Genomic DNA, 22,505 nt, shown 5'->3' with positions numbered 1-22,505 from the left:
TGTATTGAAACGTTGCTTAGTTGTTATAATTGTAAAAATTAGCTGAATTAAAAGACAAATCCAAAAGTTCCTGTTACACCAAACTTTCTAGCATCTGGATTCTCTAAATAGTTTCCCCTAAAATTGAAGTCCAATCTAAATACCTTGAAAATATTTCCAATTCCAAAAGAATACTCATAATATACTTTTTCCGATGGTGCCATTAAAGGTGTATTTACGGTAGCAGGAGCACTCAACGCTATGTTCTCATCAGACAAATCTCCCCACACTCCGCGTATAGCCACTAATTCCCTTAAATTGAACTTTCTTAAAAATGGAATCCTTGAAAAGAACCTTCCATTAAAATTATGTTGCAAATGTACTGCAGCATAGGTATCTGTCACAAATTCATAGAAATCTAAATTTGGAAATGTTCCATAATTAGAGAAAAAGGTCTGGTTACCCGGCACCACACTCAGCAAGCCCAAAGGCACCTCACCAAAGGTTTTACCCAACTCTACCGTACTTAGCAATCTACCAAATCCGCCCAATTGCCAAGGTTGACTATATGAAAACTGTAACTTACTGTAATCAAAATCACTATCAAGAACGTCTTTGGTTCCCTTGGTATAATTCAGTAAAATAGTGCTATAGGTATCATTGACATCTCTACGCTCAACTCCAAAGCCAATGGTTTTCTTACCCGGGGTATATAATAAAAGAGCATTAAAATCAAACTGTCGTATTTCTGACGAAACACCTGTTGGAGATTCAGGATCTACATAATCTAAACTAAAATCACCGGGCAAGGCAGAACTCAAGGTTCTAAATGTACCACCCACGGAGAGTTTTAAATTGGTTAACGGCTCTATTTCAAAATTCAATGCACTTAGGTTGATATTCGTCAACCTGTTATTAGCACCTACTGTCAATAAAGATGATGATGCTATGCTACGCCCTAAAACATCATTAGTAGCGGTCAAACTAACCCCAAGTTGCTCTATATCCCTTCTATTCCCCCCAGAAATGATCAGTCTACTGTTTTTATCGATGAGCATTTTACCCGCCAAGCCATGTTTGAACTTGTGATCCTTAAACCCATATGCCGTATACCCTTCTATACGCCATAGGTCATTTTGGCCAAAATACGTTCTAGCACCAAGTCTAACCCTAGCACCTTCGGCATTATTGTACCCAAAAAAATCATATACCGAACCCAGGTCCAAATTCCATTTATCGACCTCAACATAACCAGACCCCAATATGCTGACCAGATTATAATAAGTCTTGAATTTTGGCACCGTCTTCAAGGTGTCAAGCAATTTATAAATACCCTGTTCGTCTTTATTTAAGCTTTCCAATCTGTTTTTTTGCCAAAACTCATCATCCTTGATAATTTGGGTAACATCTAAGGGGTTACGATCTTTTCTATATGCTTCCTTTGGCTTTGGCTTATTGAATTCGTAATTATCATACACCGTAGTTCTTTTACCATAAAGTCCTTTAGACTCCTCCTTTTTATTGAAACTAAAGTCGCTCAACATATAATCTCTTTTTAAAAGAAATACAGAGTCGTTGACTACATCGAAATCTTGTTCAATGTAAATTTCTTTTACCCAGTTAATGTTGGCACTTTTGGTTACCTGTAAATTAATATTCTTTATCGCCCAAGTAGAATCATTTACCCAAAAATCTCCCTTAAAGGTCAATTCATTTTTACGGCGAGGATAGTATACAATATTATAACACCACTTGTTATCAATAAACGCACTGTCCCTTAGCGCATAGTTATAGACATCTACCCCAGTTTTGGACAAAGGACTCGTAAAACTTTTATCGAAAAATTTAAGGTAGTTGTTATAGACATCGTATTCTTGATACAAATCCTTTACAAAAGCTATTATTGCTTGATTATTTTCAAAACCTGAATTTTTATTCCCTAGAACATCTTCTTTCTCTTCCTTGATCTTATTATCGCCATAGACTTTAGAAAAAGTCTCGTTCAAGAAAATTGGCAAATAGGTTTTACCCGTAATACGTGAGGTATCCAAATCTTGAAAAACAAATTCTAGACCTTTAAACACTTTACTTTTAATTAGGGCGCTGTCAATGGTATTTAAATCAAATTCTACCTTTTCATACTTATCAAAAGCATATTGATCAAACTGGCGAACTCCATTCTGACGTTTTTTTGCCCAGATTTTTCTAAGGATATCGACTGCCGGATTATTCTTTTTAGATTGCTTACCCGATATTAGCACCACCTCATTTAACTGCTCAGCAGCTTCGACCATGGTGATTTTCAGGTCATAAGAGACTTTGTTTTTTAATTCAAGCTCATATTCGGTATAACCGATAAAAGATATAATTACCGTATTATAATCATTTTCAGATTCCAAATAGAACCTACCATCATCATTGGTTATGGTGCCTTCTGTAGAATTTTTAAAGAATACATTGGCAAAGGATACAGGCTCACCTTGCTCGTCTACAACCATGCCACCAATTTTGGTTTGCCCCTGCAGCATAAAAAAGCTTAGACTTAAGATTATAAAAAATATCCCTCTCATTAAAATACGTAGTTCAATAATATTGTTTTGTGGCAAATAGCATACCAATAAAAAAAGCTTCTCCAGACTTGGTCGGAGAAGCTAAGGTACTTTACAATATCTTTATCTTATTTGTATAAAACTTTTTTAACAGCGTTTACCACATCTTTGTGATTAGGCAACCACTCCTCCAATAATACCGGAGAATAAGGCGCAGGTGTATCTGCCGTATTTATTTTTACAATAGGAGCATCTAAATAATCAAATGCATGCGCCTGAACGTGATACGTAACCTCTGTTGCTACGTTACCAAACGGCCAAGCCTCCTCTAAGATGACCAATCTATTGGTCTTCTTTACTGATTTTAAAATAGCTTCGTAATCCAATGGCTTTACAGTACGTAAATCTATTATTTCACAACTAATGCCATCCTTTTCCAATTCATCGGCAGCCTTATCCGCCTCTTTAATGATCTTACCAAAAGAAACTATGGTAACATCTTTACCTTCTCTACGAATATCCGCAACACCTAATGGAATGGTATAATCACCTTCTGGAACTTCACCTTTATCACCATACATTTGCTCAGACTCCATAAAAATAACCGGATCGTCATCTCTAATGGCAGCTTTTAATAATCCTTTTGCATCGGCAGGGTTAGATGGTACAACCACTTTAAGCCCTGGACAATTGGCATACCAACTTTCAAACGCTTGTGAATGCGTTGCCGCTAATTGACCTGCAGATGCAGTTGGCCCTCTAAATACAATAGGGCAAGGAAACTGACCACCGGACATTTGTCTGATCTTGGCAGCATTATTGATTATTTGATCAATACCTACCAAAGCAAAATTGAAGGTCATGAATTCTATTATAGGTCTGTTCCCCGTCATTGTGGAACCAACCCCTATACCAGCAAAACCAAGCTCGGAGATCGGAGTATCAATTACCCTTTTTGGACCAAATTCATCCAACATTCCTTTAGAAGCCTTGTATGCGCCATTATATTCCGCTACTTCTTCACCCATCAAATAGATAGATTCATCCCTCCTCATTTCTTCGGACATGGCCTCGGCTATTGCTTGCCTAAATTGTAGTGTTTTCATGTATGGTAAAATTATTCTTTGTTAAATGCTAGAAAGCAAGCAAAAATAGGAAATATAATATCAAAAAATAGAATGCCAGATTTAAAAAAAGTTATAAAATTTACTATGCATGCATAGTAAATTTGGATTTTATTAGCTATCTTCGTCACCATTAGATATAAAGTTTTTACTCATGAAGATATTAGTTTGTATAAGTAATGTTCCAGATACGACGTCCAAAATTAATTTTACGGATGGCGATACTAAATTTGACACCAATGGTGTACAGTTCGTAATTAACCCAAATGATGAATTTGGACTGACCAGAGCTATGTGGTTCAAAGAAAAACAAGGTGCATCAGTACATATTGCAACTGTTGGAGGACCAAGTGTTGAACCTACAATGCGTAAAGCACTGGCTATTGGAGCAGATGAAGCTTTTAGAATAAATACCGAACCTACAGATGGTTTCTCGGTAGCCCAACAATTAGCCGAAGTGGTTAAGAATGGTGGTTACGATCTAGTAATCGGCGGTAGAGAATCTATTGATTACAATGGCGGAATGGTGCCTGGAATTTTGGCATCGTTAACGAACATGAATTTCATCAACTCTTGTATTAGCCTTGAAATTGATGGTGACAATGTTACCGCAGTTAGGGAAATTGATGGTGGAAAAGAAAAATTGACAAGTAGTTTACCATTAGTAGTTGGTGGCCAAAAAGGACTTGTAGAGGAAAGTGATCTTCGTATACCTAATATGAGAGGTATCATGATGGCAAGAAAAAAGAGCCTTACCGTGGTTGAGCCTGTTGATGCTCTTAAAGCAACCGAGGATAAAAAATTCGACAAACCAGCTCCTAAAGGTCAAGTTAAACTAGCCGATAGTGTAGATCAATTGGTTGATTTATTGCACAATGAAGCAAAAGTCATTTAATCACCTTTTTATTAGGTAAACATTAAAAACAAAAGAAAAGATGTCAGTTTTAGTATATACAGAATCAGAAAAAGGAAAATTTAAGAAGAATGCGTTCGAAGTAGCTTCTTACGCCGCTGAAGTTGCCAAAATGATGGGCACTACCGTCACGGCAATATCATTCAACAGCGAAGAAAACGATAGTTTAGGAAACTACGGGGTTTCCAAGGTGTTGAACGTGAAAGACGAGGCTCTTGCAACATTTAACGCAGGCGCTTACGCAACAACCATAGCCGAAGCCGTAAAAAGTACAGATGCCAAAGTGGTCATCTTAAGTTCTAGCACAGATACCAAGTATTTAGCGCCACTATTGTCCGCTAAATTATCTGCAGGCTACGCACCTAATGTAGTTCAAGCTCCAGAAAGCACTTCACCATTTATGGTCAAAAGAACTGCTTTCAGTAATAAAGGCTTTGCACACACACAAATAGATACCGATATTAAAATTGTTGGTGTATCAAATAATGCGTTTGGCGCTCACGAAAACAGTACAGATGTTTCGGTCGAAGAATTTAGCGCCGCTACCGATGGCATTACCAATGACACAAAATCCATTGAAGTAGATAAGGTTGTTGGTAAAGCAACCATTGCCGATGCCGATATCGTAGTTTCTGCAGGTAGAGGTCTTAAAGGACCGGAAAACTGGGGAATGATAGAAGAATTGGCAGATGTACTAGGCGCCGCTACAGCTTGCTCCAAACCTGTTTCAGATCTTGGCTGGAGACCTCATGGTGAACACGTTGGACAAACAGGAAAGCCGGTTGCCAGTAACTTGTACATTGCCATTGGTATATCCGGAGCCATTCAACATTTAGCCGGTGTAAGTGCCTCTAAAACCAAAGTTGTCATCAACAACGACCCTGAAGCTCCTTTCTTTAAAGCTGCAGATTATGGAATTGTTGGAGATGCCTTTGAAGTAGTTCCTCAATTGATTGAAAAATTAAAGGATTTTAAAGCACAAAACGGCTAAATTTTTGTTATTTTGTGCCCCTTAAAGGGCTGTTCGGATAATTGGAGCCCAAGTATTCGAACAGCCTTTTTTAGTTTAAAATCTATGAGTCTAGTACGATTAAAAATAAAAGGAATCTCTTACAGTCAAACTCAAAATGGTGCATACGCACTTATTTTGAACGAGGTTGAGGGTGACAGAAAGTTACCAATTGTTATTGGTGCTTTTGAAGCACAGTCTATAGCCATAGCCCTAGAGAAAGAAATAAAACCCCCAAGACCGCTTACACACGACTTGTTTAAAAACTTTTCAGATAGGTTTGATATCGTAATCAAACAAGTCATTATCCATAAATTGGTAGATGGGGTATTCTATTCTAGCATAATTTGCGAAAGAGATGGTATAGAAGAAATTATTGATGCAAGAACCAGTGATGCCATTGCCTTGGCACTACGCTTTAACGCCCCGATTTTCACCTATAAAACCATTTTGGACAAGGCAGGTATATTCTTGAAGTTTTCCTCTAAAGAGAAAGACCAGAAAGAAAGTGACGACAGCATTATGGTAGATGAAATACTACAGGAAGGTGAAACGGTTGAGATAGATTCTGGTGCTACCGATGGCTACACTGAACTAACCATTGAAGAACTTGAGGCTGAATTAAAAAAGGCGGTCACCAACGAAGACTACGAAAAAGCGGCAAAACTGAGAGATGAAATCTCTAAACGCAATTAAACATTAAATTATAGTTTATGAAAAAGGGCAAATGGCTGCTATTTTTTGCACTAATTCTTACCACAATTACATTTGCTCAAGACGTAGACGTAACCATACCAGTAGAAAACGCAACCGATACTACTTTGGTTGAAGACGTTTCCGCTAACAATGTAATGGACATGGAAATCAACGAAGGGTTTAGTCTCAACAGTCTCGGAAGAGGCATTTTAGGTATGCTGGTTCTTTTACTATTAGCTTTTTTATTCAGTTCAAACAGAAAGGCCATTAATTGGAAAACGGTAGGTATTGGTCTGGTATTACAATTGGTCATTGCTATTGGAGTTTTAAAAGTGCCTTTTGTACAGTTAGTTTTTGAACAAATTGGTAAAATTTTTGTGAGTATTTTAGAATTTACACGTGCCGGCAGCAAGTTTCTTTTTGAGGGGCTTGTAGTAGACACTGGTACTTTTGGATATATTTTTGCTTTTCAAGTATTACCAACAATTATATTTTTCTCTGCATTAACATCGCTATTGTTCTACTTAGGACTGATACAAAAAGTGGTAAAGTGGCTTGCTTGGGCACTTTCAAAAACATTGGGCATATCTGGACCGGAAAGTCTTTCGGTCGCAGGAAATATTTTTCTTGGTCAAACCGAAGCCCCACTTCTAATAAAGGCCTATTTAGAAAAGATGACACGTTCAGAAATTCTACTGGTTATGATCGGTGGCATGGCTACAGTTGCCGGTGCAGTATTGGCAGCATACATAGGTTTTTTAGGTGGCGAAGACGAAATATTACAATTAGTTTTTGCCAAACATTTGTTGGCAGCATCCGTTATGGCAGCCCCTGGCGCTATTGTTATCTCCAAAATGTTATATCCTCAAACCGAAGAAGTTAACAGCGATGTACACGTTTCTTCGGAAAAAATTGGTGCCAATGTTCTTGATGCTATTGCTAACGGTACAACAGAAGGCTTAAAACTTGCTGTGAATGTAGGCGCCATGCTTTTGGTATTTGTTGCTATTATCGCCATGGTCAACGGTATATTGGAATGGACTGGGGACTTGACCAATCTTAATGGTTGGATTGCTGATAACACCTCATATTCAAAGTTTTCACTAGAAGCTATACTTGGTACTATTTTCGCTCCTTTAATGTGGCTCATAGGTGTTGCCAATGAGGATATTATGCTAATGGGGCAGTTACTGGGCATAAAGTTGGTAGCAAGTGAATTTGTAGGCTACATTCAATTAGCAGAATTAAAAGATATTACCACAGGTGCCAATTTAACGTATAACAAGTCTGTAATAATGGCTACGTATATGTTATGTGGTTTTGCAAATTTTGCATCAATAGGTATTCAAATCGGTGGTATTGGATCCTTAGCACCAGGGCAAAGAAAGACTCTATCTGAATTTGGAATGAAAGCTGTTTTGGGCGGATCATTGGCTTCTTTACTTTCTGCCACAATTGCGGGCATGATTTTAGGATAAGCGATCTTGCCATAATAATTTTAGTTAATAAGATTTTATAACCCGTACTTTATTCTCACTTCAAAAATTCATCTAAATAGTATTTTTGTATTCCGCCTATACATATATTCGGCATTATATTTAATTCTATTGCTATGAAACAGTATCACGACCTTTTAAAACATGTTCTTAAAGAAGGAAACCAAAAAGGTGACCGTACAGGAACCGGAACTAAAAGTGTTTTTGGATATCAAATGCGTTTTGACCTCAGCGAAGGTTTCCCAATGGTGACCACCAAAAAACTGCATTTAAAATCAATTGTACATGAACTATTGTGGTTTTTAAAAGGTGATACCAATATTAAATATTTACAAGAAAACGGCGTTCGTATTTGGAACGAATGGGCAGATGAAAACGGTGATCTTGGACCTGTATACGGTCATCAATGGCGCAATTGGAACAATGATGAAATTGATCAGATCAAAGAAGTTGTACATTCCTTAAAAACAAACCCCAACAGCAGAAGAATGTTAGTTTCTGCATGGAACCCAAGCGTACTGCCAGATACTTCTAAATCTTTTTCTGAAAATGTAGCTAACGGTAAAGCAGCATTACCACCATGCCATGCCTTCTTTCAATTTTACGTTGCAGATGGCAAACTTTCATGTCAATTATACCAACGTAGTGCAGATATATTCTTGGGTGTACCTTTTAACATTGCCTCCTACGCATTGTTCACCATGATGATGGCACAGGTTTGTGGATACGAAGCGGGCGATTTTATACACACTTTCGGTGATGCCCATATCTACAATAATCATATGGAGCAGGTTGAACTACAATTAAGCAGAGACCCTAGACCCTTACCGAAAATGAAAATAAACCCTGATGTTAAAGATATTTTCGATTTTAAATTCGAAGATTTTTCATTAGAAGAATATAACCCGCATCCGCATATAAAAGGGATAGTAGCTGTTTAGTATCAATTTCTTAATTTATCAGGTCAAAACCCATTGAGCAATTTTATTTAACTTACAATAAAATTGTTTTCATGGTCAGCACTGATACGTTCTTAGATTTCTTTATAGAAACTAGAGAGCACACCGAGGCTATTTGTAAGCCCCTAGAAATTGAAGATTATGTGGTGCAACCCATAATTGACGTTTCTCCCCCAAAATGGCACCTAGGCCACACCACTTGGTTTTTTGAAGAATTTATACTAAAATCTTATAATCCTTCGTATCAAATATTCGATGAAGATTTTTCGTTCGTATTCAATAGTTATTACGAAACCGTAGGCAAACGCGTTGTACGTGCTGATCGTGGTAATTTATCTAGACCTTCCGTTAAAAAGGTGTATGAATATAGAGATTATGTTACCAAGGCAATGATAAAATTGCTAGAATTGGACACAAACGGAACATTGTTAGAAGTTCTTGAAATTGGAATTCATCATGAAAAACAGCATCAAGAATTATTACTTACAGATATAAAATACATTTTAGGAAACAATCCCTTATTACCTAAATATTCAGACACATTCATAGAATACACTGCTGATAAAGATGAACAACGTTGGCTTCATATGAAGGAAGGTATTTATGAAATAGGTCATAATTCCACAGATTTTTGTTTTGATAATGAATTAGGAAGACACAAAGTATACCTACATGACTATCAAATCTCTAACAGACTAGTTACCAATGCAGAATATATTGATTTTATAAAAGAAGATGGCTATAAACGTTTTGACCTGTGGCATGCAGCTGGATGGGACTGGGTGCAACAAAACAATGTAAACTCACCCTTATATTGGCATGAAATTGATGGAAAATGGCACTATTATAGTCTTATCGGATTAACCGAAGTTGATTTACAAGCTCCTGTTACCCACATTTCTTATTTCGAAGCATTTGCCTTTGCGCAATTTAAAGGATGCCGTCTACCTACAGAATTTGAATGGGAAGCCGCACAACATTTGTTCAAATGGGGACAACGCTGGGAATGGACAGAAAGTGCATACCTACCCTACCCTAATTACAAAAAAGTAGACGGTGCTTTAGGCGAATACAACGGCAAATTCATGGTAAACCAAAAAGTGCTTAGAGGTAGTTCCGTAGCTACACCCAATAAACATGCAAGACATACATATCGAAATTTTTTTCAAACAGATTTAAAATGGCAGTTCACCGGTATAAGGTTAGCCAAATAATTACGACATACTAATTATGCAAGACACTAACATAGCACCAACCGTTACAACTGAATTCGAAAAAGAGGTGTATTCCGGTTTAACCGATTACCCTAAACACCTATCGTCAAAATATATTTATGACAAAAAAGGAGATAAGCTTTTTCAGGATATCATGGCAATGCCAACCTATTACTTGACCAATTGCGAATATGAGATTCTTGAACAAAACAAACACGAAATTACAGCACTATTTTCCGGTTCTGGCACCTTTGACCTAATAGAGTTAGGGGCTGGTGATGGTAAAAAAACAAAAATTCTTTTAAAAGAATTCAGTGATAAAAAAATAGATTTTACCTACGTGCCTACAGATATAAGCAACAACGCCTTAAATCAACTACATGACTCCTGCAAAATAGAATTGCCAGAAGTTAACGTACAGCCTTTTCAAGGAACTTATTTTGAAGCACTGAAAGAGATAAATACTAGAAAAAACAGAAAGGTCATTCTATTTCTCGGCTCAAATATTGGCAATCTTATGCATGACCAAGCCGTTGGGTTTATGGAAAAAATTCAGCAACTCATGCAGCCTAACGATCTACTTTTAATGGGTTTTGACCAAAAAAAGAATCCACAGACCATTTTAGATGCCTACAATGACCAAGAAGGAGTTACCGCTGCATTCAATAAAAATATACTTGCAAGAATCAATAGTGAGCTCGAAGGCAATTTTGATTTAGAACAGTTTTTACATTGGGAAGTTTACGACCCCGAAACCGGAACCGCAAAAAGCTTTTTGGTGTCTAAAATTGAGCAAACCGTGAGAATTGAATCTTTGGATCTTACAGTTCATTTTAAACAATGGGAAACCATACACACAGAAATTTCCCAAAAATATGATGACCAAATTATTGACTGGCTAGCCAAAGAATCTGGATTACAGTTAACCACAGCTTTCCAATCCAAAACCCATAGTTACAAAAATTGTATCTTTAAAATAGCTTAGCATCAATCTAAATATATAAACAATAGAGCCCTTCAAAAATTGAAGGGCTCTTATATTGTATACTCGCTATTATTCTACAACTCTAAAACTGCATTTTCAGAACCAGCATAATCATTCCATTGGTAACGATCTGCCTGCGCATCGTTTATGTACTCGCCATCAACAAGGTACTTAAATTCAAAAGAGTTCTCTTTAGGTAAATCAAAAGTACCTTTAAAAGAACCATTCTTTTGTTTCTTTAATTCACTCTTTTTTGCATTCCAATTATTGAAATCACCTACTACAGCCACCTTTTTTGCATCTTCTGGAGATACTGTAAAAGTAACCTTACATACTGGCTTAGTTTTTAAATACTTCTTTGCAATTGCCATGATACAGAATTTAATATTTTAGGCAAAATTAGCATATTAAAACACTCATTTACAACGGATAAGACATTTTTATCAAATTCTCAAAATTTAAATCCTTTATAGATGGACAATGAAATTTTATCCTACAAAATTACTTAATCACGAAAGCTATCTGCCTGTTTTCAAGATTTTTACAATGGCATCTATTTCTGATTCAGTATTATAAAAATGAAAACTTAACCTAACACCATCACCTCGCTGAGCACAAAAGACATCGTTCTCCAATAATTTTTGATACATCGCATCATTAGCCTTAATATTAAATATAGTGCTATGGCTTTTTCTGTTTACAACCCTATCGGTCAAAAGCCCTAATTTTTTAAATTCGGTTTTCGCCATTAACGACAAATTACCGTTATGCTCCGCTATCCTTTCCATACCAATTCTTTCAAAAAAATCAATGGAGAATTTTAAACTTCCAAAATTCATGGATGAAAGGTGACCAGGTTCAAACTGTTTTGCAAACCGAATTGAATTCTTCTTATCAAAATTTCCATCAGCAGCATTAAATCCAATAGTATTCAAATCAAATTCATTTTCAACTTGATCAGAAAAAAGCATAAATCCATTACCATAGCCTGCCAATAACCATTTGTATGCGCTAGCCCCCAACACATCTATACCAGAGTTGTTAAAATCAAAATTGGTACTACCACAGAACTGGGTTCCATCTGCTATAATAAGTACATGAGGATACAGTATTTTTATTTTTTTCAGAAACTCGAGGTCAATTGAAACCCCATCTAACCATTGTACAAGGCTCAAGGCCAAGACATCTATCTTGTTGTTTTCTATTTTTTCCTGAATCTCCTCTTCTATATGTTCGGAGAGTTTTACATACTCAATATCATACCCTCTTTTTTCAAAACTCCAGTTCAATGAAGGGTAATCATCTTCTACAAGTAATATTTTCTTTTTAACATCTAAACCTTCTAACAGAACATTTAGTCCAGAAGAAAAATTATTGACCAATGCTACGTTTTCTCTTTTGCAATTAAAAAACGTACTTACCGCAGAACGCGTGTCCGATATTACCTTTAGCGCCTCTCCTCGCATATCACTACCGGAAAGTAAAAAATCTAAATCATGCTCTTGACGCCAATCCAATAACGAATCATACAATGGACCGTACACAGCGGTATTTGCGTAAATTCCTTTTCTTAGCACAGGGAATTCTTTTCTAAATTTATCCATAGGTTATAGCGTATAATACAATTCGTGTATCTTTATATCAAAGATAGCAAGAGTATGTTTTCCAAGAATAAAAACACCTCCAAATTAGACATAGAGCAACATGAATTGTTAGAGAATGCTCAAAAAAGAGTACGACAAAAAAAACGACTCTATACTCATTTTGTAATCTTTCTTGTAGGCAGTGTCTTTTTGGTACTGATCAATAAAATCTTAAAATACGGGCAAGAATACAATTGGTTTGTTTGGGCAATTACCTTTTGGGGATTTCTATTTGTTTTGCATGTTTTCAATGTCTTTATCACCAATAAGTTCATGGGCCAGAACTGGGAACGATCGCAGCGCGAAAAATTAGTGGAAAAACAAAAACAGCGAATTTCTAAATTGCAAAAAGAAATTGAAGAAGAATTGCCATTACCTGAAGCCTTAGAAATTGAACCTAAAAAAAAACTGCTTTGAAAACACTTATAATGATTGCCGCAGCAGCGGAAAATAATGCCTTGGGCAAAGACAACGATCTGCTTTGGCATTTACCAGATGACTTTAAACGTTTTAAAAAACTAACCACCGGACATAAAATTATTATGGGAAGAAAAACGTTTGAAAGTTTTCCTAAACCACTACCAAACAGAACCCATATAATCATCACAAGAGATAAAAATTACACTACTGATTATGATGAATGTATAGTAGTCCATTCCTTGGATGAAGCTATTGATCTCGTAAAAAATGAAATTGCATTCATTATTGGCGGTGGTGAAATTTATAAGCAAGGCGAAAAGAAATCAGACAAGATAGAGCTTACACGTGTACATGGTGTTTTTGAAGATGCAGATACGTATTTCCCTGAAGTTGATGAAAACTATTGGATGCTAACCACGCAAGAGTTCCATCCGGCAGACGAAAAACACAAACTTTCTTTTACCTATTTGACATATGTAAAAAAAGACAACGTACTTAAAAATCTTTAGATTGAACAGTGTATTTAACTGTTGTACTTTCTATTATTGAAGACAGTACTGTTTCATCTCCATTAGTATAAAATTGATGGGAACCCAATTTAGTGGCATTCGACAACAAACCGTTCTTTTCCAATACGATTTTGGTCTGTCTGGCCACAGCTTCTCCAGAATCTATAATTGTGACATGCTCTGGCAACATTTTTTTCAAAAGTGGAATAAGATATGGGTAATGGGTGCAACCTAAAACAAGATAATCCATACCTTGATCAAGCATAGGCTTTATGTAACTTTCTAAGAGTTGATAAAGTTCTTTACTTCTTAACTGACCATTCTCTATCATTTCCACTAGACCGGTACCACGTTGTTCTAGTACGGTAATTCCTGCAGCATGATTTTTGGTAGTGCTATGAAACAAACTACTGGACAATGTACCCTTTGTTGCCAAGATTCCGATAATTTTGGATTTGGTATTGATAGCCGCTGGTTTTATAGCAGGCTCTATACCAATAAAAGGTAGGTTATAATTGGTCCTTAAATAGCTAATTGCATTAGTCGTTGCCGTATTACAGGCAACGACTATTAATTTACAATTTTGATTCAATAAATATTCGGTATTCTTAATACTCAGCTCTAGAATACGTTGCTGAGATTTTTCTCCATAAGGAGCATATTTACTATCGGCCAAGTAAATACAATTTTCATATGGCATTAATTCTTGAATTTCACCCCATATGGACGTACCACCAATACCCGAATCAAAAATACCTATAGGCCTGTCATCCATATTATTTTAATACCTCGGTTATAGGTTTACCTGTAGTACCGTTCGGAAAAGAAATACCCAATAGCGCCGATATAGTTGGTGCAATATCCGGTATTTCAGTTCTAATTACGGTTGAACCTGGCTGTATACCTTTTCCATAAAATAATAATGGGGCATGTGTGTCATATATTTGAGGAGACCCATGAGTAGACCCTGTAGTGCTATAGGAAATATACCCTGGCTTTAAAACGATCAATACATCACCAGATCTTTTTTGATTATATCCATTTTGTAAAATATAAGGTATACCAGATGTATAATCATTACTCCACATTTGATTTGCGGTATACACCCTATCAATTGCATCATATTCCAAAACCTCTTGTGCTATTTCGATTTGCACTTCTGCCAAACTCAAATCTAAGTTTTTTACAATTTTATGATCTAAGAATATTTGATCATTAGAGTAATTTTTAATAATATCTTCCGTACCATATTTATATTGCAAAAACTCTTTCAATCTCTTTTTATTTGCAGCCGTATCAACATAACCAGATGGTATTTTTTCGCTTTTTAAATAGGTAGGCACTTCAACAGCTCCATGATCTGCCGTAAGAAACAAAGTATATTCTCCTTCGCCAACATTTTTATCCAATGCCTTGAACAGCCTAGCTAAATCTTCATCTAATCTTAAATAAGTATCTTCAATTTCCTTAGAATTAACCCCAAACATATGCCCCACATAGTCTGTACTTGAAAAGCTTACTGCCAAAAAATCGGTAATATTGTCTTTACCCAAGTTTTCCTGTTGCAGTGCTTCTATTACAAAATCTGCGGTCAAAGAATTACCAAACGGGGTTGCTTTTATTATATCAAAATTTTTGGTTTTATCTAAAAGCTCAACAGGTTTGTGAGGGAAAGAAGTAGAGGTTTCACCTTCAAATTTTCCTTCAAAAAGATTATTATCAATTCCGCTTTCTCTGTATCCTTTAATATCTCTAAGAGTATTCCATTCTCTTTTATACGATTGAGCGGTACCAGAGGTATTAAAATCGTTCACCCATTTTGGTAATTGACTCATATAATACGAGCTCGTAACCCACTTACCTTCATCTCCGCCATGAAACCAATATGCCGCATTGGCAGTATGCCCGCCAGGTAATACGGCACCTCTATCCTTCAAGGCAATTGCTATGGTCTTTCCTTGCATTTGTGTATGCAATCTAAGCTCATCCGTAATAGTTGTTACGGACATTCTATGTGGAGACATTTTACCCGCATCTGAACTAGTACCTACAGAAGCATAGGTATCATCACTAGCACAATATACACTTGCATCTAATTGCTTATCATACCAGTTATTGCCTATTATACCGTGTACAGAAGGAGTTGTACCGGTATATACTGAAGTATGACCCGGTCCGGTACTGGTTGGCGCATAATTAAAATGATTGTTTTTACAGTTAAAACCCTGTTCAACTAATCTTTTAAATCCGTCTTGTCCATATTGATCATAAAAACGGGTTAAATAATCATATCTCATTTGGTCAACTACGATACCTACAACCAATTTAGGTTTTGACCTCAGCAATTCATCACTTACATTGTTCTTATTTTTCTTTTGGGCAGTTAAACCACTGGCTGCCAACAATGTTCCAATAAACAACGAAGCAATAAAATATCTTTTCATTTTCATACGTATAAGATTGAAGCGCAAAAGTAAATAATTTACACCTTTAAAGATTAATCGCAGGTTAAATCAGGTGCATTATTGTTATTTTTACAGTAAGATTTTTATTTTTAATAAATGAACTATTTAGCATCTGTAGGAAGCTATGCCATTATGATCCGTGAGGTTTTTAAAAAACCTACAAAATGGAGAATAATGAAGTCCCTTATATTTAAAGAAATAGATGAACTTATCTTTAGTTCATTGGGTATTATCATATTTATCTCCTTTTTTATAGGTGCCGTTGTTGCCATACAAACAGCACTTAACTTAACAAACCCGTTAATACCCAGAAATTTAATTGGTTTTGCCACCAGACAATCGGTAATATTAGAATTTGCCCCAACTTTTGTATCTATAATTATGGCAGGTAAGGTAGGATCTTACATTACCTCTAGCATAGGTACTATGAGGGTTACAGAACAAATAGATGCTTTGGAGGTTATGGGTGTTAACTCATTGAACTACTTGGTATTTCCTAAAATTATAGCCATGTTGTTCTACCCCTTTGCGATTGCTATTTCTATGTATGTAGGAATTTTTGGAGGATGGATGGCCGGTGTTTTTGGCGGATTTCTTACTAGTGAGGATTTCATTACAGGTTTACAATCTGATTTTGTTCCTTTTCATATTGCTTATGCATTTGTAAAAACCTTAATTTTTGCTTTTGTAATTGCAACAGTACCTTCATTTCATGGGTTTTACATGAAGGGTGGTGCATTGGAGGTAGGTAAAGCAAGTACAACCTCGTTCGTGTGGACCAGTGTTGTTATAATTATACTTAATTATATTTTAACCCAACTTTTACTAGGATAATGATAGACGTACGAGACATACATAAATCTTTTGGCGAAGCTCATATCCTAAAAGGGATTTCCACCACCTTTGAAAAAGGAAAAACTAATTTGATCATTGGTCAAAGTGGATCTGGTAAAACTGTTTTTCTAAAATGCCTATTGGGGCTATTTGAACCTGAAAAGGGTGGTATAGCATATGATGGCAAGTTGTATTCTGAGCATTCTGACGACGAAAAGCGAGATTTACGACAAGAAATGGGCATGGTATTTCAAGGAAGCGCCTTATTTGACAGCATGACGGTTGAAGGCAACGTAATGTTTCCACTAGAAATGTTTACCAAACAATCAAAAGCTGAAATGCAAGAACGTGTAGACACTGTTTTAAAAAGGGTAAACCTTGTTGATGCCCACCATAAATTTCCCTCTGAGATATCTGGAGGTATGCAAAAACGTGTTGCCATTGCTCGTGCTATTGTCATGAATCCAAAATATCTTTTTTGCGATGAACCCAACTCTGGGTTAGACCCCAAGACGGCAATTCTTATAGACAACTTGATCAAAGAAATTACTGAAGAATATAATATCACCACGGTCATTAACACTCATGACATGAACTCAGTGATGCAAATTGGCGAGAAAATTATTTTCTTAAAAGACGGGCTGTTGGAATGGGAAGGCACCAAAAACGAAATCTTTAAAACCGATAACGAAGCTGTCACCAATTTTGTGTATTCATCAGATCTCTTCAAGAAAGTACGCCAAATGTATATTCAAGAGCAAAATTAATCTTTAGGCATTTCCTTTATTTGAATCTTCTTATTATTTAAACGCAGTCTTAACCATTCTTGAAGCTTGTTCATGTCTTTAACCGTTTCTGCCCTTTTGGCTTCTTTTTTCCAAGTGACCTCAAACAATGGTATACTATCAGTCTTAGTAAAATCTGTTGAAATCAAATAAGCATACCCTATACGATCTAAATTCTCATAATTGGTTTTTGCCTCAAGACTTATTTCATTAAAAGGAATTTGATTAGATGAAATTTGATTTAAACGCATGAGCTCATTTTCTAAAAGCTGTATTTTCTCATCCTTGCTGGTTAAAATACTTTTCTGAGATTCATATAACTCGTTTACATATTTTAACTGAGTAGCTTCTTCACTCCTTGAACCCTGCACCACAGCAAGCTCAGTCTCACTTAATTGTTTATATTCCGCCATTTGGGTACGCCATGTTGCAATAACATTATCAGGGATACCATCATTGCCCATAAAGAACAATTCTATTTTAGATTTCCCCTCGTCATTATAAACCACCTCACTAAAATCTTTTAAAAATTTACCCTCACCTGCAAACTGATAAGGCTCAATTTTTTCAGTTATAAAAGCTTCAGCATCCCTGTTGAAAAGAGACTTTTTAAATACATTGTAAAACGTAAATCCAGCTGGTATCATGACCAATACCGCCAACAACGAGGCTAATCTTCCAATTAATTTTCTTCGTTGTGAATTCACATAGCGCACCATTGGAAAACGCAACAATTTAATAACCAAGAAAGTCGCTAGCGCAATAAAAATAGTGTTTATAATAAAGAGATACATTGCACCAGATGCATAACCCCAATTACCAATGGCCAGTCCAAAACCAACGGTACACAAAGGCGGCATTAATGCAGTAGCAATCGCAACCCCAAAAATAACACTGGCTATAGTCCCCTTTTTAGCACGGGCTATTACCAATGCCAAACCACCAAAAAAGGCTATCAATACATCTCTAATATCTGGTTCGGTCCTTGCCAACAGCTCAGAAGACTCATCTCTAAGCGGAAAAAAGCGATAAAATAAATAAGCGGTAATAACGCTCAAAACTACCATTACGGCAAAATTCTTAAGCGACCTTTTTAAAGTATCAATATCGTTGATTGCAACTGACATACCTATTCCTAGAATAGGTCCCATTAATGGAGATATTAACATGGCACCGATTACAACAGCTGTAGAATTCGCGTTTAATCCTATAGATGCTATAAATATTGAACAAATCAAAATCCAAGAAGTATGGCCCTTAAAAGGTATATCGGCAATTATAGCTTCTTTAGTTGCCTGCTGGTCCGTATTGGTTCTAATATCCAATAACTCAGAAAGAAACTTTTTTACACTACCTAAAAGACCTTGAAAATCTTTTTTTACTTCTTCACTACCTCCACCTTCATTACTAGTGGGGGTAATATTGTCTTGATTAAGATTGTTCTCCATATTTAAGCGAATTCGTCACCAAAGGTATCTTTTACCTTGTTTAAAACCTGTTTAATGTCCTGTTCTTTTGTTTTCGGATAGATCAAAAGTACTTCATCTTTATCAACAATGATATAATCATTTAAGCCATCCACGACAACAACTTTACCAGCCTTAGATCGGATCATATTACCACTTGCATCTTGCACCAAAACTTTTGCATTCACAACGGCGTTATTATTTTCTTCCTTATCTAATTTATCATACAAAGAACCCCAAGTACCTAAATCATTCCAGTCAAAAGTAGCTTCTTTAACATAAATAGCATTTGAGTTTTCTAAAATTGCATAATCAATAGAAATATTCTCCGCTTTTGGGTAGTTTTCAGATATGAACTTCTTCTCGTCTTCCGTATTATAACACACTAACCCATCTCTGAATAAAGCGTATTGTTTTGGCTGAAAATTCTGAAATGCATTCACTATTGTTTTTGCACTCCACATAAATATACCGGCATTCCACAAAAAATTTCCTTGAGCTAAAAAATCTTTTGCCGTTTCATAGTCTGGTTTTTCCCTAAACTGATTTACCTTTTTTATCGGAGCCGTATCTTCTTTATTGTATTCTATATAACCAAATCCGGTATTTGGAAAGGATGGTTTAATACCTAACGTACACAAAACGTCTTCAGTTTCACATTTTTTAAAACAAGCTGTTACATCTTTTGCAAATGCATCTTCATCTTCGATCCAATGATCACTTGGCGCAACGATCATAACTGCATCTTCATTCATTTTCTGAATTTTTAAGGCAGCATATAGTATACATGGCGCAGTATTTCTCATAGCCGGTTCAAGAACTACTTGTTCTTGTTTTACCATTGGTAATTGTTCTAGCACTAAATCATTATACCTCTCATTGGTTAAAATGAGTATATTTTCTGTTGGCACAAATTTATTAAGTCTTTGAAATGTCTTCTGTATAAGTGTATCACCTGTACCCAACATATCGTGGAACTGCTTTGGATTATCACTTGTGCTAATTGGCCAAAATCTTGATCCTACTCCGCCTGCCATTAAAACGGCATAATAATTTTTATTCATGTCAGCTTTTTATTAATTCCACTTCAGCATTTGGTTGAAATAAAAATATTCTTCCAGAAGATATTTCTACACATTCATAACGCTTTGTTCGTTTATTTCCTTTCTTAAATAATTTTCCGTTATATATGCGAAAAACGCACCCTATTGGTAATTCGTAAACGTAAGATTTTTCCGATTGTTGTTCATCAAACTGTTTTAAAGCTATTGACAAACGAGCATCTGTACTACTGCTAGCTTTTGGATTTTTAAAATGATTTGCCAATAAGGGCAACAGTTGCGATGGAAATACCTCTGGACGAATAAACGGAAGCATTAAAAACTGAAATGTTTTCTTCCATTCAACACCATGAGGTTTAATATTTCTACCATATTTCTCAAATGCCATTAAGTGTGCAATTTCATGAATTAAGGTTATTAAAAACCTATATTTATTTAAGGACGCATTAACGGTAATCTGATGTTTGCCGTCTTTTCCCCGTCTATAATCTCCATGCCTAGTAACGCGCTCATTTACTATTTTTAAATGCACCTGACTATTCTTTATTAGTTCAAAACATGGACTAACCGCTAGTTCTGGAAGATATTTAGCTAAGGTTTGCTGCATTTTATGGTGTACTATTGCTTACTTGCAAAATTTTACCGTTGTACATTTTTTGTCCTCTTAGGGCAAAATCCATTATATACTCTGCCATTTCTTTTGCACTCACAGGTGCTAGATAACCTGGAAATGCCTCTTCTAACATTTCCGTTTGCACGGCACCTAAGGCCAACGCATTGAACGAGGGACCGGTTTCCTTAAATTCCTCGGCCAACAATTCCGTTAATGTCAGTACAGCCCCTTTACTAGAGCTATATGCAGATAGCCCAGGAAATTTTGCACTACCTTGAACACCTCCCATAGAACTAATAGTAAGCACATGACCATCTTTGTCCATAAATGGCACAATTAATTTTGTCATTGAAGCTACCCCAAAAACATTGACATCATAAACCGATTTAAATTCTTCTTCGGTAATTTCCATAAAAGGTTTATTCACCAATTTACCAGCATTATTTATTAGAGCTAGAACTTTTGCGTTATTGGCCTTTAAATATTCATTAACCTTTTCTCTGTCTTTTGCCGAAGAAACATCAAATGGAAATGCGGTAATGTGTTTATGACCAATATTCTTTATGGGACTGTCATTTCTTGAAAGTGCCAAGACCGCATAACCTGCATCTGCCAATAATGTACTTAATTCAAAGCCAATTCCTCTACTAGTACCCGTTACAACTATATAATCCATTAGTTATATTTTACTTCTTTTAAAGGAGCATTAATAATACCCTCCAACATTGGCTTTACTTCATTTACCATATTGGACATAAAGTTGTAATCCATTAAAGAGGCTTCGTCTCCTACTTTATGATATTCACCAAAATTAGTAAAGTCGAACGAACTAAAGGTTTGAGAAGGAACGTTAAATTTATCATGAAACGGTGCATTATCTGAACGTCTAAATAAATTAAACTCTTTTGCCTTTGGCAAAAAACCTACCAAATTCTTTTGCGCATATTTATTACTTACTTCCGCAAGATTTGACAATTCATAACCAGTTAAATAGAGACTATGGTCTTTATTCACCATAGGTACACCTATCATTTCAAAATTCAACATAACGTATAAATCTATATTCTGGCTCAATAATTTGTCTGCCAAATGTTTAGACCCCAACAATCCCTTTTCTTCCGCAGAAAACAATGCAAAAATAATACTGCGTTTATTATTTTTAGTTTGAGCAAAATATTTTGCGAATTCCATTACCGCAGCTGTACCAGAGGCGTTATCATTTGCTCCATTAGCTATAGTATCGCCATCATCTCCACTAATTATCCCAATGTGATCATAGTGAGCACCTATTATTACATACTCATTTTTTAAATCCGAATCTTTGCCTGGCAGAAACCCCACAACATTATACGCTGTTCCATCACTGTAATTTTCTAAAGTGTCTTTATATGAATTAAAATAAGGTTGAATATTATTCCTAGAGAATATATTCTCTATAAAATCAGCTGCCTTAGTTATACCATCACTCCCAGTATCTCTTCCTTGCAAATCATCTGAAGTCAAAAAAGTCATCAACGCTTCAATATCTTTTGGGGTTGTACCTACAGCGTTCATAACGGAACCCTCAGCCATTGTCACCTTGTTCTTTACAACCGAACCTTTGACTCCTTTTGGATTATTGGGATTTAAAACTGTTGATTGATCCACCTTTGTACCTCCACAGGCTACTAACAGACCACCAAGAAATACAATTACTATATGTCTCATAACATCTTATTTTTAAAATCTAAAGATAAAAAAAAGCATCCCGATGAAAGGATGCTTTTCTTATTCTATTTATAAAAT

At 35.9% G+C, this 22,505-nt stretch carries 22 protein-coding genes; 11 read left to right on the top strand and 11 right to left on the bottom strand.

The window, feature by feature from the left end; genetic code table 11:
• Positions 1–47: 47 nt before the first annotated feature.
• A complete protein-coding gene (locus I600_RS14620; protein WP_058105295.1) occupies positions 48–2,549 on the bottom strand; it encodes a DUF5686 family protein in 2,502 nt (833 codons plus the stop codon).
• Between the two features lie 107 nt (positions 2,550–2,656).
• Positions 2,657–3,634, bottom strand: a complete 978-nt coding sequence (locus I600_RS14615) for a pyruvate dehydrogenase complex E1 component subunit beta (protein ID WP_058105294.1) — start codon at positions 3,632–3,634, stop codon at positions 2,657–2,659.
• Positions 3,635–3,806: 172 nt separating this feature from the next.
• On the opposite strand from I600_RS14615, the gene I600_RS14610 reads away from it, so the two are divergent.
• The 7 genes from I600_RS14610 (at position 3,807) to I600_RS14580 (ending at position 10,924) form a co-directional block, all read left to right on the top strand.
• Positions 3,807–4,547 carry an electron transfer flavoprotein subunit beta/FixA family protein gene (locus tag I600_RS14610; protein ID WP_058105293.1) on the top strand — a complete coding sequence of 247 codons (741 nt, stop codon included), beginning with the start codon at positions 3,807–3,809 and terminating at the stop codon, positions 4,545–4,547.
• 40 nt (positions 4,548–4,587) lie between these two features.
• On the top strand, positions 4,588–5,556 hold the full coding sequence (locus tag I600_RS14605; RefSeq protein ID WP_058105292.1) for an electron transfer flavoprotein subunit alpha/FixB family protein: 969 nt from the start codon (positions 4,588–4,590) through the stop codon (positions 5,554–5,556).
• An 84-nt stretch (positions 5,557–5,640) separates the two neighbouring features.
• Positions 5,641–6,270, top strand: a complete 630-nt coding sequence (locus tag I600_RS14600; protein ID WP_058105291.1) for a bifunctional nuclease family protein — start codon at positions 5,641–5,643, stop codon at positions 6,268–6,270.
• 155 nt (positions 6,271–6,425) lie between these two features.
• On the top strand, positions 6,426–7,748 hold the full coding sequence (locus I600_RS14595) for a NupC/NupG family nucleoside CNT transporter (protein WP_236973451.1): 1,323 nt from the start codon (positions 6,426–6,428) through the stop codon (positions 7,746–7,748).
• A 134-nt stretch (positions 7,749–7,882) separates the two neighbouring features.
• Positions 7,883–8,707 carry a thymidylate synthase gene (locus I600_RS14590; RefSeq protein WP_058105289.1) on the top strand — a complete coding sequence of 275 codons (825 nt, stop codon included), beginning with the start codon at positions 7,883–7,885 and terminating at the stop codon, positions 8,705–8,707.
• Positions 8,708–8,778: 71 nt separating this feature from the next.
• Entirely contained in the window at positions 8,779–9,939 is a 1,161-nt protein-coding gene (egtB, locus tag I600_RS14585; RefSeq protein WP_058105288.1) for an ergothioneine biosynthesis protein EgtB, read from the top strand.
• A 16-nt stretch (positions 9,940–9,955) separates the two neighbouring features.
• A complete protein-coding gene (locus I600_RS14580; protein ID WP_058105287.1) occupies positions 9,956–10,924 on the top strand; it encodes an L-histidine N(alpha)-methyltransferase in 969 nt (322 codons plus the stop codon).
• 74 nt (positions 10,925–10,998) lie between these two features.
• Here I600_RS14580 and I600_RS14575 read toward each other — a convergent pair whose 3' ends face one another.
• Complete coding sequence (locus I600_RS14575) at positions 10,999–11,295, bottom strand: isoamylase early set domain-containing protein (RefSeq protein WP_058105286.1); 297 nt, start codon at positions 11,293–11,295, stop codon at positions 10,999–11,001.
• Positions 11,296–11,442: 147 nt separating this feature from the next.
• Complete coding sequence (locus I600_RS14570) at positions 11,443–12,528, bottom strand: aminotransferase class V-fold PLP-dependent enzyme (RefSeq protein ID WP_058105285.1); 1,086 nt, start codon at positions 12,526–12,528, stop codon at positions 11,443–11,445.
• 54 nt (positions 12,529–12,582) lie between these two features.
• Here I600_RS14570 and I600_RS14565 point away from each other — a divergent pair, with 54 nt between their 5' ends.
• Both I600_RS14565 and I600_RS14560 read left to right on the top strand, forming a co-directional pair.
• Positions 12,583–12,984, top strand: a complete 402-nt coding sequence (locus I600_RS14565) for a 2TM domain-containing protein (protein ID WP_058105284.1) — start codon at positions 12,583–12,585, stop codon at positions 12,982–12,984.
• 11 nt (positions 12,985–12,995) lie between these two features.
• Complete coding sequence (locus tag I600_RS14560) at positions 12,996–13,496, top strand: dihydrofolate reductase (protein WP_058105283.1); 501 nt, start codon at positions 12,996–12,998, stop codon at positions 13,494–13,496.
• Here I600_RS14560 and murI read toward each other — a convergent pair.
• Both murI and pafA read right to left on the bottom strand, forming a co-directional pair.
• Positions 13,483–14,271, bottom strand: coding sequence for a glutamate racemase (gene murI / locus I600_RS14555; RefSeq protein ID WP_058105282.1), 789 nt, complete (start codon positions 14,269–14,271; stop codon positions 13,483–13,485). The genes I600_RS14560 and murI overlap by 14 nt on opposite strands.
• A 1-nt stretch (position 14,272) precedes the next feature.
• Positions 14,273–15,940, bottom strand: a complete 1,668-nt coding sequence (pafA, locus tag I600_RS14550; protein ID WP_082642984.1) for an alkaline phosphatase PafA — start codon at positions 15,938–15,940, stop codon at positions 14,273–14,275.
• A 117-nt stretch (positions 15,941–16,057) separates the two neighbouring features.
• Here pafA and I600_RS14545 point away from each other — a divergent pair, with 117 nt between their 5' ends.
• Together I600_RS14545 and I600_RS14540 are read left to right on the top strand one after the other, a co-directional pair.
• Entirely contained in the window at positions 16,058–16,795 is a 738-nt protein-coding gene (locus tag I600_RS14545) for an MlaE family ABC transporter permease (protein WP_058105280.1), read from the top strand.
• Positions 16,795–17,562 carry an ABC transporter ATP-binding protein gene (locus I600_RS14540; RefSeq protein WP_058105279.1) on the top strand — a complete coding sequence of 256 codons (768 nt, stop codon included), beginning with the start codon at positions 16,795–16,797 and terminating at the stop codon, positions 17,560–17,562. The genes I600_RS14545 and I600_RS14540 overlap by 1 nt, the downstream gene beginning before the upstream one ends.
• Here I600_RS14540 and I600_RS14535 read toward each other — a convergent pair.
• Genes I600_RS14535 through I600_RS14515 form a run of 5 tightly spaced genes read right to left on the bottom strand, consistent with a single transcriptional unit; the run spans position 17,559 to position 22,427 of the window.
• Positions 17,559–19,028 (bottom strand): DUF389 domain-containing protein, encoded by a 1,470-nt coding sequence (locus I600_RS14535; RefSeq protein ID WP_058105278.1) that lies wholly within the window; start codon positions 19,026–19,028, stop codon positions 17,559–17,561. The two genes, I600_RS14540 and I600_RS14535, sit on opposite strands and share 4 nt — an antisense overlap.
• A gap of 2 nt (positions 19,029–19,030) precedes the next feature.
• Positions 19,031–20,110, bottom strand: a complete 1,080-nt coding sequence (locus tag I600_RS14530) for a mannose-1-phosphate guanylyltransferase (protein WP_058105277.1) — start codon at positions 20,108–20,110, stop codon at positions 19,031–19,033.
• A gap of 1 nt (position 20,111) precedes the next feature.
• Positions 20,112–20,714 (bottom strand): SprT-like domain-containing protein, encoded by a 603-nt coding sequence (locus I600_RS14525; RefSeq protein ID WP_058105276.1) that lies wholly within the window; start codon positions 20,712–20,714, stop codon positions 20,112–20,114.
• A gap of 1 nt (position 20,715) precedes the next feature.
• Positions 20,716–21,396, bottom strand: a complete 681-nt coding sequence (locus I600_RS14520) for an SDR family NAD(P)-dependent oxidoreductase (RefSeq protein WP_058105275.1) — start codon at positions 21,394–21,396, stop codon at positions 20,716–20,718.
• Positions 21,396–22,427 carry a M28 family metallopeptidase gene (locus tag I600_RS14515; protein ID WP_058105274.1) on the bottom strand — a complete coding sequence of 344 codons (1,032 nt, stop codon included), beginning with the start codon at positions 22,425–22,427 and terminating at the stop codon, positions 21,396–21,398. The genes I600_RS14520 and I600_RS14515 overlap by 1 nt, the downstream gene beginning before the upstream one ends.
• Positions 22,428–22,505 lie beyond the last annotated feature (78 nt).

It is taken from the genome of Maribacter dokdonensis DSW-8 (genome assembly GCF_001447995.1).
GTDB classification, from domain to species: domain Bacteria; phylum Bacteroidota; class Bacteroidia; order Flavobacteriales; family Flavobacteriaceae; genus Maribacter; species Maribacter dokdonensis.
The sequence above is the reverse complement of the archived record's forward strand: the minus strand, read 5'-3'. Positions and strand labels throughout refer to the sequence as shown.

Coding starts and splice junctions, on each gene's coding strand:
- I600_RS14620 (WP_058105295.1), bottom strand. CDS start 2,549: ATGAGAGGGATATTTTTTATAATCTTAAGTCTAAGCTTTTTTATGCTG.
- I600_RS14615 (WP_058105294.1), bottom strand. CDS start 3,634: ATGAAAACACTACAATTTAGGCAAGCAATAGCCGAGGCCATGTCCGAA.
- I600_RS14610 (WP_058105293.1), top strand. CDS start 3,807: ATGAAGATATTAGTTTGTATAAGTAATGTTCCAGATACGACGTCCAAA.
- I600_RS14605 (WP_058105292.1), top strand. CDS start 4,588: ATGTCAGTTTTAGTATATACAGAATCAGAAAAAGGAAAATTTAAGAAG.
- I600_RS14600 (WP_058105291.1), top strand. CDS start 5,641: ATGAGTCTAGTACGATTAAAAATAAAAGGAATCTCTTACAGTCAAACT.
- I600_RS14595 (WP_236973451.1), top strand. CDS start 6,426: ATGGACATGGAAATCAACGAAGGGTTTAGTCTCAACAGTCTCGGAAGA.
- I600_RS14590 (WP_058105289.1), top strand. CDS start 7,883: ATGAAACAGTATCACGACCTTTTAAAACATGTTCTTAAAGAAGGAAAC.
- egtB (WP_058105288.1), top strand. CDS start 8,779: ATGGTCAGCACTGATACGTTCTTAGATTTCTTTATAGAAACTAGAGAG.
- I600_RS14580 (WP_058105287.1), top strand. CDS start 9,956: ATGCAAGACACTAACATAGCACCAACCGTTACAACTGAATTCGAAAAA.
- I600_RS14575 (WP_058105286.1), bottom strand. CDS start 11,295: ATGGCAATTGCAAAGAAGTATTTAAAAACTAAGCCAGTATGTAAGGTT.
- I600_RS14570 (WP_058105285.1), bottom strand. CDS start 12,528: ATGGATAAATTTAGAAAAGAATTCCCTGTGCTAAGAAAAGGAATTTAC.
- I600_RS14565 (WP_058105284.1), top strand. CDS start 12,583: ATGTTTTCCAAGAATAAAAACACCTCCAAATTAGACATAGAGCAACAT.
- I600_RS14560 (WP_058105283.1), top strand. CDS start 12,996: ATGATTGCCGCAGCAGCGGAAAATAATGCCTTGGGCAAAGACAACGAT.
- murI (WP_058105282.1), bottom strand. CDS start 14,271: ATGGATGACAGGCCTATAGGTATTTTTGATTCGGGTATTGGTGGTACG.
- pafA (WP_082642984.1), bottom strand. CDS start 15,940: ATGAAAAGATATTTTATTGCTTCGTTGTTTATTGGAACATTGTTGGCA.
- I600_RS14545 (WP_058105280.1), top strand. CDS start 16,058: ATGAACTATTTAGCATCTGTAGGAAGCTATGCCATTATGATCCGTGAG.
- I600_RS14540 (WP_058105279.1), top strand. CDS start 16,795: ATGATAGACGTACGAGACATACATAAATCTTTTGGCGAAGCTCATATC.
- I600_RS14535 (WP_058105278.1), bottom strand. CDS start 19,028: ATGGAGAACAATCTTAATCAAGACAATATTACCCCCACTAGTAATGAA.
- I600_RS14530 (WP_058105277.1), bottom strand. CDS start 20,110: ATGAATAAAAATTATTATGCCGTTTTAATGGCAGGCGGAGTAGGATCA.
- I600_RS14525 (WP_058105276.1), bottom strand. CDS start 20,714: ATGCAGCAAACCTTAGCTAAATATCTTCCAGAACTAGCGGTTAGTCCA.
- I600_RS14520 (WP_058105275.1), bottom strand. CDS start 21,396: ATGGATTATATAGTTGTAACGGGTACTAGTAGAGGAATTGGCTTTGAA.
- I600_RS14515 (WP_058105274.1), bottom strand. CDS start 22,427: ATGAGACATATAGTAATTGTATTTCTTGGTGGTCTGTTAGTAGCCTGT.